We start from the raw sequence: 9,025 nt of genomic DNA, 5'->3' as shown, positions 1-9,025 counted from the left end.
CGCCGAGTTCGAAGCCCGCCACACCCCAACGACCACCCCAGAACTCACCCTGAAAAACAGCTAATCCACTCTCCATCAAACCCGGGGCTTGACAGCGCTGCTCGCCCCGGCCCCGGGCATCGCAGTTCATCCGCCCTTCTGGTTCAGGGACGGATCACATGCAACCACGACGATCGTGCGCGGCACGGGGTCGGTGGGAGCAGCAGTGGGTGTCCAGTCGCACGGCAGGGTGGGACGAACGTCCCCCGGCTCATCGGACGGCGTCGGCTCCGGTGCGTGAACGGGCCGTGTGTTGGCGTTGAGGACTTTCGTCGCGGTGTACCCGGCCACGCCTATCACCAGGCCCGCTGCGACGAACGTCTGCATGGCCCGACTCACTCGCAAGCCCCCTGTCCCGCATCGTGATGCACGCTCACGAACAGCAGCCCAGCCTTCCTGTGTAGCGGCAGCACATAAGTAACTGCACAGGGCACCCATGTTGGGGTCGTCCGTGTGTACGGTCCCTCTGGGGAAAGGTAGCGCAGAGCCTGGAGCACGTACGCGCACCAACGTCATGAACTGGATACTGGGCCTCCTCGCGAGCCTGCTGCAGGACAGCCGCTCCGCTGCTGGTCCACGGGACGGCCGACCGGTTCCGGCAGTTTCGGCGACACCGTGTCGGTGTGACCGGTGCCAGCGGCCTACGGATCCGCTCCCAACCGTGGGGCACCCAGGGCTGGCCCCGGTCACCGCCCGCGCAGGGCGGTGAACCGGCCACCGGTCTCCTGGCCAGCCAAGAGCCAGCAGAGAGTGAGAGCTTGCCCAGCACGCCGACAGGCTTGCCCAGCCCTCTGGAGGAGGCCTGCCCGACAGGGAAACTCGCAGGACCTCTCCGCCGTCACCGAGGGCCGGCGCGTGCCACCTCACGGTCCAGGTAGCGGTCGGTGTCGTCGCCCATGGACCACCCGGATCAGAGATACCTGCGCGGTGGCGGTGACCGTGACGACCGCCGTCGCGGACGCGGTCGCTGGCCCATACGTCGTCGCCGATATGTGGAGTCCGGGTAGGTCGCGATGATGATCAGCCCGCATGGCCGCGGATTCGCCATCGGGCGACGGATCCGCGTGACAGCGCTAGTACTGCAACGACACTCCGTGACGTTGTGGACGCTGCCTCGTTGATTGCTGCATGCAGGAAGAGATAACTGACGGTTGGTCAGATGCATTCGATGACTTCGTGGCGCGGTTCGCGGGTCGGTTCGGTCGTGTGGAGTCGCGGCGGCGGGTGGTGTCCTACCTGCGGGGACTGCTCAGTGAGACGGAACGCAAGAACGGCTGGACCCTGGCGGAGACCGTCGGCGATGACGGCCCCCAGGGCATGCAGCGTGTGCTGAACCACTACGTGTGGGACGCCGAGGCTCTGCGCGACGATGTCCGCGACGCGGTCGTGGAACTCCTCGGGGATCCCGAACAGGGAATTCTCATCCTCGATGAGACGGGATTCCTGAAGAAGGGCGTCCGGTCGGCGGGTGTGGCCCGACAGTACTCGGGGACGGCCGGCCGGATTGAGAATTCTCAGATCGGAGTCTTCCTGGCCTACGGATCCGGGAAGGGGCGTGCCCTGATAGACCGCGAGCTGTATCTTCCGAAGGGCTGGACGTCGGACCGTGAACGCTGCCGGGCGGCCGGTATCGAAGACGATGTCGAGTTCGCCACCAAGCCGGACCTGGGACTGCGCATGCTGCAACGTGCGGTGGAGGCTGGGATCCCGTTTGGCTGGGTGACTGCTGATGAAGTCTACGGCCAGACAAGCCGAATCCGGCTGTGGCTGGAGGAACACGAAATACCTCACGTGCTGGCGGTTCCGAAATCGCAGATGGTCATGACCATGGAATTCTTCGGTCAGGCCCGCGCTCACGAGCTGATCAGCCAGCTTGCCGACGATGAGTGGAAGACTCTGAACTGCGGCAACGGTGCTCATGGGCCGAGGGTTTACGACTGGGCGGCAGCCCCGATCCGGCCCTGGCGCCGCGAGGGCTGGGACCACTGGCTACTGGCACGCCGCAGCCTTGCCGACCCCACGGACATCGCCTATTACATCTGCTTCTCCCCGACCGGGACGCCTCTTGGGGAACTCGCGCGGATCGCGGGGTCCCGGTGGATGGTCGAGGAATGCTTCCAGGCCGCGAAGAACGAGACCGGCCTTGATCACTACCAAGCCCGCGGCTATACCGCGTGGTACCGGCACATAACTCTCTCCATGGCTGCCCTCGCCTTCCTCGCCATCCTGCGGGCGGAGGCAAAAAAGGGGGTCTCGAAACCGATACCGAGCGATCCCTCATACCCGTGACCATGAACGAGGCCCGGCGTCTCTTCAATCGCATCTGCTTTCCCGTCCGTCATGGCGTCCAGTACGTACTCGCCTGGTCCGTATGGCGAAGAAAGAGCCAAGCACGAGCTCGCATCAGCCACTACAAACGCAGAGGACATCACGGAGTGTCGTTGCAGTACTAGCCGCCGTGAGGTGATACGTCATGAGGGCCGTCTGGCCGAACTGTTCCTGACCACCCTTGCGGACGTACCGGAATTCTTCGAGTGGGACAGGGTGCGCCGCCGAGGCACGGTCCTTTTCATCTATGACCAGGGCCTGCCCTTGATGGACCCGCATGGCCATCTGTCTCGAACGTGCGAACAGGCCCGCGCGGTGCTCGCGGGCGGTCCCCCTCCGCTCACGCTGACGGAAAGGGAACGAAGTCGCTACGGCCTTACCTGTTACATGGACGACCTGGTCGACACCCCGTCAACCAATCGCTATGAACAGCTTTCCCTCGCCGACTTCACCCTGCGCGAAGCGGCACACCTGCTCACCGCCTACAACGGTGCTTGGACGGGCATTGGCAAGTGGCTGCCGCGCCGACTACTGAGTGCGGACCCGGTGCGTGGCAAGGCTCTGCTGGATGGCCATCAAGCCGTGGCCGATCGCACCGACCCCGCGCCATTGGCGACTGCGGCCGAGCAAGTTCTCGATCTGCTCGGCGGACCGCTGCGCGAAGGATACGCACTCCCCTGGCGTACCTGATCCGCGAGCCACACTTCGCGCTCTGGGCGGACGCTCAAGAATTTCGATTCAGCGGGCTGAGTCTTCACGCAGCCGTCGCGCATGTCGACGGACGCGCGATGCGTCCTCGGGGAAGTAGCTGGCCCAGTCCTCGTCCAGGGGTGTCCAGGCCGCTGGCTGTCCGCTCTCTGGGGCCAAAGGCTTCGCAGCATCCACGATTGCGACGAATGACAACCCAAGGGTGGCCGGCCACTCCAGGTGATAGGACCGCACAGTGGCTGCGGCAGGTTCCGGCAGCAGCTCCACCTCGATGCCGGTCTCCTCGAAAAGCTCGCGCCGCCCTCCCTCCCGGGGTGTTTCTCCCGGCTCAACGCGCCCGCCTGGCGGGACCCAACCGCGCCACCGGTGATGAACCAGCAGCACTCGAGCGAGCGCCTTGTCGAACACCCACACCTCTGCGGCAAGAGGCTCCGAAGGCCCCTCACCAACGGAAGTCAGCCACTGGCCAGCGCCGTCGAACTCCATTTTCGCCAGCTGGACATCGGCGGCTGCGGCCTGTACCACCCGGTGGTCAAACACATCACGAATCGCTGAGACAACATAGGGCGACGGGGCTCTCTCCGCAGTACGTGTGGCGAAGGCCGCCCCGGCTTTGTCCGGGGCGGCCTTCCGCATGTGCTCGTGCTCAGATGACGTCGATGTAGTCCTCGCGCCCCGAGCTCACCAGGTGGGTGCTGTTCGGGTACAGGAGAACCGCGACCCACGTGCCGTCCTTCGAGGCCGTGAAGCCCTTGCTGAATGTGCCGTCCGAGCGGGTGTAGGTGTTGCCCATGTCGTACCAGGTGCTGGAGCCCTTGGGGCGGAAGAGGATCTTCACCTTCTGGTCGGCGTAGGCCTTCCAGGCGCTCGAGGTGTACTGCTGGAGCTTGCCCTTGTAGGTGATCGTGCGGCCCTTGTGGACCGGCTCGGGCGAGGCATTGCCGTCGGTGATCCGGGTCGGGGTGCGCTTGGCGTACACGACCGCGCTGTACGACTCCTGAAAGTCGCGGCTGCCCTTGAAGTGCGCCCGGTAGTAGCCCTTGTAGGGCGCGTCGAACGTGCCCTTGAACGGTGCGCCGGTTTCGGGGTCGCCGCTGCCCGGCGTGACCGTCTTCATGGTCTTCCAGCCGGTCCTGCCGTCGGCCGAGTACTGGAGTTCGACCTTGTTGACCGCGCCCGAGGGCATCTGCTTTCCGGTGTTCAGCAGTCCCTTGGCGGTGAGTTCGGAGTACTTGTTCAAGGTCGCCGTGAAGCCGGTGATGGACGTCTTGTTCGCGACGTACACGTGGACTGTCTGGAAGCCGCTGTACCCCAGGTACGTCCCGGTGCGCACCTGCACCCAGACCCGTCCCGACCTCGGTACGGTCAGGTTTCCGGTGAAGCGGCCGTCGGCGCCCGTGACGGGCCGTGAGGCGACGCGGGGTCCTCCGTCGCCGTTGTCCCACACCTCGTCGACGACGGCTCCGGCCAGTGGCTTCCACGCCCCGCCGACGTACACCTCGGCCGTGCCGGAGACCGTGGCCGGCTGACCGGCCTTCACGTACACGTCGGTGGCGTCCAGGGTCATGCGCGTCTGCGACTGCACGGCCCTGACCTCGACGCTCTGGTTGGCCCTGGACTGGTACCAGGGCTCGTCCAGCCGCAGCCAGGCGTTGACGTCGGCGATGGACGGGTCGTCCACGGTGTAGGTGGCGGTGAAGCGGCCGTTGGCGCCGGTCGTGGTCGTCTTGTCTGCCTCGTTGGAAATATCGAGGTCCACCTGCTTGCCCGCTGCCGGTGTCGTCTCGCCGGTGCGTGGGTCGGTGACCGTGAAGCCGCCCGTGACGGTGACGTCCTGGTGCGCGTAGTCAGGGTTCTGCGGTGTGGCCTGAAGGTCGGTCAGGTTCGCCTCGAGTTCGTACTCGTAGGTGCCCTGGGCCGTGGTGGTGTCCCCGTCGGCGTCGGTCAGGTCGACCATGACGCGGTAGACGCCGAGGTCGGCGAGGCGCAGCGGGGTGCTGGTCCGCCATGAGCCCTGCTGGTCGCTGCCCGAGGCGCGGGTGAAGTCGCTGACCTTGGCGACCTCCGGGTCGCCGGTGGCGGAGTCCGGCGCGTACAGGTGTGCCGTGATGGAGGTGATGGCGCTGTCGGACGAGGCGTACACCGAGACCAGGCCGGAGGCCGGCGTGCCGCCACTGCCCACGCCATACAGCACGGGTGCCACCGCGGCGTGCGCGGCCGGCACCGGGCCCAGCAGGACGCCTGCCGCCACAAAGGCGCAGGCGAGTGCCAGGGATTGTTTTCTCACGTGAAGTCCCCCCACGAGACTGTGAAGAGCGCGGATCGCTCGGGAGCGAAGCGCATTGTACGCAGGGGCGTACGGCGAAGGCCCCCTGGCCATCCCCCACACTCGTGGTGCACAAGGGCATGGCCGCGGACCTCGCCGTCCTCGACCGGGACCTGTTCGCCCCGGACACGGACGTGGCCGGCACCTGTTCGGTGCTCACTCCGGTCGCGGGAGAGGCGGTCCACACGGAGTGAACCCGGCCGACGGTGTCCGGGACCGTTCCGGTCGCCGTCGGGGGGCCCGGTCCTGCTGGTGAGGGCCGGTGGGCACAGGTGCGATGGCCTACCGCATAATCCTCGGGTGTCCGAGAGCCCGGTTCCCATACCGTCGGGGTCCGTCCCCGCAGACATTCCCAACTGGCAGTCCGTCGACGCCGCGGCGTGGCGGAAGGCCGGCCTGGCGCCGTGGACGAGGCCGTTGTGGTCCGTCCTGGCACTGCTCGTCCCACTGGTCGTGGCGATCGGCGCGGATCCGGAACCGGTGTGCAGCGATGCGGTTCCGTGCGGTCCGGACTGGGCTGGCATGGTGCAGGTGGGCCTGGCCGTGGGCCTGCTGTACTGGCTCGCCCGGCTTCCCGAACTCACCCTCGTCAACGCGCCGGTCCTGGCGGTGCTCGTGGCGTGGGAGCAGTTCCCCGCCCCCGGAGAGGTGTCTCGAGCCGCGAACATGGTGGTGATCGCGGTCCTCGCGCTCGGCTGGGCCGCGGCCTGGGCGCGGTCGGCCGCCCGGCGTGAGCAGCGGCGACTCGTGGAGCGGGCCGCCGCCGGGATACGGCACCGGTTGCCCGAGCCAGTCGGCCCGCTGTGGCGGGGGACGATCCCCCTCGCAGCCGGTGCCATGCTGTGCGTCGTGGCCGTCGGCGCGATCTGCCTGGGCCTGAGCGGTGTGCGCGAGGACGAGCGCCATGCCGCTGGGGCGGAGCGCATCGCGGCCGAGGTGATCAGCCGGAACGACGTGTCGGTCCGTGTCCGCACCAACGACGCGCGGCGCATCACCGTCGACGCGGCGTTCCCCGAGGACTACGCCGTCGGGACCAGGGTGACGGTGCTGGAGGACGGACGGTGGCGGCGCCTGGCCGCCGAGCCGTACGACGCTTTCGGCTGGCAAATGCTGGCGCTGGCCGCCGGGCTGCTGGGCATCTCGCTGCTCGCGACGGGCGTCCTGGCGCGCCGCCGCAGTGCGGCGCTGCGGCGGGGACCGGTGCCGGCTCTGCGGGTGCTGGGGCGCGTCGATCTCAATGGACGGACCTGGGTCTACGCCGCCGACGACGCCTCTGGCAGCACCCCCCTCTTCAGCTGTCTCCTCGGGCAGGTGCCGCCCGACGAGGGGGAGTACGACGAGGAGGACTGGGAGGGCGAGGACGCCCCGGTCTTCGACACGCGGCTGCACGAGGCGGTCATGTTCGGCGCCCCGTGCGAAGGCGGCGAGCTGGTCTTCCTCACGGCCGACGGTGATGGGAACCCGGTGGTGACGCGCACCAGGGGGCCGGTCCGGTTGCCCAGGAGGGGCCCTGGTCCCCTGGCGCACGCCCCGAACCTCGACGCGATCGAGGAACCCGCCGGCGCCAAGCAGCTGCCGGACGACCGTGTGGCAGAGGTGGCCGCGACCCTGACACCCACCGGCCGGCCGATGCGCTGGGGACCTGGCAAGGCGGCCAGGGCCGGCGGGCTGGCCTTCACGGCGTGCGCAGTGGTGGGGACCGAGTTCGTCACCGACACGCTGCTGGCGGACGGGTTCGGCTGGCACGTCCTCGGCTTCTTCGGACCGTTCATGCTGCTCAACCTGGCGGCCACCCTGCTCAACTGGCGGGTCACCGCGGACAGCGCGGGGCTGTGGCTGACCGGAGCCTGGAAGGTGCGGCATGTGCCGTGGGAACGGCTGCGGGGGGCCGCCTACACCCGTGAGGGCACGGTCGAGATCCGAGTGCGCGACCAGGACACCTGGGAGCTGCCCGGCATCGGCTGGCCCTGGGCGGAACGCCGACTGGGACTGCGCCCGCCGTACAACCGGATGACCGACGAGATCAACGCGCTGCACACCCGTCCGGAGCTGCGCCCCATCGAGCAGAGTCCACCGCGCAACCACGGCCTGCCACTGGGTTCCGTCCTCGCTGTGCTGTTGGCTCTGACCGTACTGCTGTCGTTCCTCGGGTGAGTGCCGCCCGGGCGCGGCGGCACGGTGCGCCCGGGCAGGGGAGGCCGTCGGCGTCGGTGAGGGCGCTCACAGAGGCAGGTTTTCTGTCACCAAGGTCGACGGCGGAGGCGGGGTACCGGGCAGGGGGTAGCGTTCCGGCATGACGTCAGCGCTGCCTCGGTTCCCGTCGTATCCGATCCGTGGCGTGTGTGTCCTGCATCAGAAGCAGAACTGCGCGCCATATTTCGCGGAGATAGAGGTGGATTTCGAGCCCGCAGCCGAGGGCTTCGCCTTCGAGGTAGCCCAAGACCTGACGGTGGAGTACAAACCTGCCGAAAACTTGCCACGCTTCTTCGCCGCTGCCGCCGTGGGGATCGAGGAACAGCTGAGCTTGCCCGAGCACGGAGTTGTGATCGCCACTCGGGTGGTGCTGCGGCGTGCCCGCGCCGATACGTTCGGCTCTCACGAACTGGCGTTCAAAATCGCGGGCTACCTTGCCGCCCGCAAGGCTTTGGCGTGCGGGTTGCCCGCGAGGGCGGCGGCGAGAGGATGGCAGGCGGTGCAGTAACGCCGCCAGGAACGCCCGGTCGCTCGCCGTGAACCGCCCGACATCCCAAAGATCACCGTACACTGACTCCCACCAGGGCGGATGAGGTTATCGGCAGGGGCAGGACCACGCTGCCGCTGCGCGTCTTGGCCCACAGATCGAATCTGACAGTTATTCAATTACAAGTCCCAGCAGTATCGGTGTACTGCCGCTGGACGCCGGCGGACTTGGTGCCCTTCTTCAGGAAGCCGGTGTCGTCACCGATCAGCACCGCATCCTTGGCGCCGATGGTCTCCACGACGAAGTCCCGCACATCGTCGCGGACGGCGTTCTCGTCCCAGTCGGAGTGGTTGAGCAGGCGCTGGACGCCGTCGGGGCGCAACTGCCCGACCTGCTCCGACAGCGTCCACCCGTTCTTTTTCTCAAGCGGCGCGAGCAACCCGTTCAGGTAGTCCGACGCCCGCTCGCGGGGCTCCGACCTGCCGAAACGATGGGCGAACCGGGCATGGAACCCGGCTATCCCCTCGGACCACGACTCGATCTGCTCAACCGTCAACGATTCATCGCACAGTCGGAACAACGAGCCAATCCAGCACCTGTCACGGCAGATGCGGTTGCAGTACTAACTCCTAGACGGCTTCGTGCTCGGTGATGGTCTCGCTCATCAGGCGTCTCCTTGATCATCGGATCCGTCGTTGATTAGACGCTTCCCCTGGTCGCACGGCTTCGCCCCCTCGAACCTCCGCAGGAACGAGTGGCGAAGGCTGATGACGCGGCGCAGTGCAAGGCCGTAGGCCTCCGGATGTCCGACCGACCGGCGGACATCCGGAGACGTACTTCGGCACGGGTTACAGCACCTTCGACAGGAACGACTTCGTCCGGTCGTGCTGCGGGTTCGTCAGTACGTCGCGCGGGTGGCCCGATTCGACCACCACCCCGTCGTC

5 protein-coding genes and 3 pseudogenes are annotated in these 9,025 nt (G+C 67.4%); 4 read left to right on the top strand and 4 right to left on the bottom strand.

What is annotated here, in order from left to right:
* Positions 1-1,167 precede the first annotated feature (1,167 nt).
* Together ACFU8W_RS51465 and ACFU8W_RS51460 are read left to right on the top strand one after the other, a co-directional pair.
* A pseudogene (locus tag ACFU8W_RS51465) lies at positions 1,168-2,492 on the top strand (IS701 family transposase).
* A gap of 10 nt (positions 2,493-2,502) precedes the next feature.
* Positions 2,503-3,057, top strand: a complete 555-nt coding sequence (locus tag ACFU8W_RS51460; RefSeq protein ID WP_384052736.1) for a nucleotidyltransferase domain-containing protein — start codon at positions 2,503-2,505, stop codon at positions 3,055-3,057.
* 48 nt (positions 3,058-3,105) lie between these two features.
* Here the strand turns inward: ACFU8W_RS51460 and ACFU8W_RS51455 are convergent, their stop codons facing one another.
* Both ACFU8W_RS51455 and ACFU8W_RS51450 read right to left on the bottom strand, forming a co-directional pair.
* Positions 3,106-3,711: an NUDIX domain-containing protein gene (locus ACFU8W_RS51455; RefSeq protein WP_384052735.1), complete on the bottom strand. Its 606-nt coding sequence runs from the start codon at positions 3,709-3,711 to the stop codon at positions 3,106-3,108.
* Between the two features lie 10 nt (positions 3,712-3,721).
* Positions 3,722-5,362, bottom strand: coding sequence for a hypothetical protein (locus ACFU8W_RS51450; protein ID WP_384052734.1), 1,641 nt, complete (start codon positions 5,360-5,362; stop codon positions 3,722-3,724).
* A gap of 339 nt (positions 5,363-5,701) precedes the next feature.
* On the opposite strand from ACFU8W_RS51450, the gene ACFU8W_RS51445 reads away from it, so the two are divergent.
* Both ACFU8W_RS51445 and ACFU8W_RS51440 read left to right on the top strand, forming a co-directional pair.
* Positions 5,702-7,555: a hypothetical protein gene (locus ACFU8W_RS51445; RefSeq protein ID WP_384052733.1), complete on the top strand. Its 1,854-nt coding sequence runs from the start codon at positions 5,702-5,704 to the stop codon at positions 7,553-7,555.
* A 139-nt stretch (positions 7,556-7,694) separates the two neighbouring features.
* On the top strand, positions 7,695-8,102 hold the full coding sequence (locus tag ACFU8W_RS51440; RefSeq protein ID WP_384052732.1) for a hypothetical protein: 408 nt from the start codon (positions 7,695-7,697) through the stop codon (positions 8,100-8,102).
* 166 nt (positions 8,103-8,268) lie between these two features.
* Here the strand turns inward: ACFU8W_RS51440 and ACFU8W_RS51435 are convergent.
* Both ACFU8W_RS51435 and ACFU8W_RS51430 read right to left on the bottom strand, forming a co-directional pair.
* Positions 8,269-8,622, bottom strand: a pseudogene (locus ACFU8W_RS51435) (transposase); the annotation flags it as partial.
* A gap of 307 nt (positions 8,623-8,929) precedes the next feature.
* A pseudogene (locus tag ACFU8W_RS51430) lies at positions 8,930-9,025 on the bottom strand (ectoine/hydroxyectoine ABC transporter ATP-binding protein EhuA); the annotation flags it as partial.

It is taken from the genome of Streptomyces sp. NPDC057565, from assembly GCF_042801455.1.
Taxonomy (GTDB): Bacteria; Actinomycetota; Actinomycetes; order Streptomycetales; family Streptomycetaceae; genus Streptomyces; species Streptomyces yanii.
This window is presented reverse-complemented; position numbering and strand designations above follow the sequence as displayed.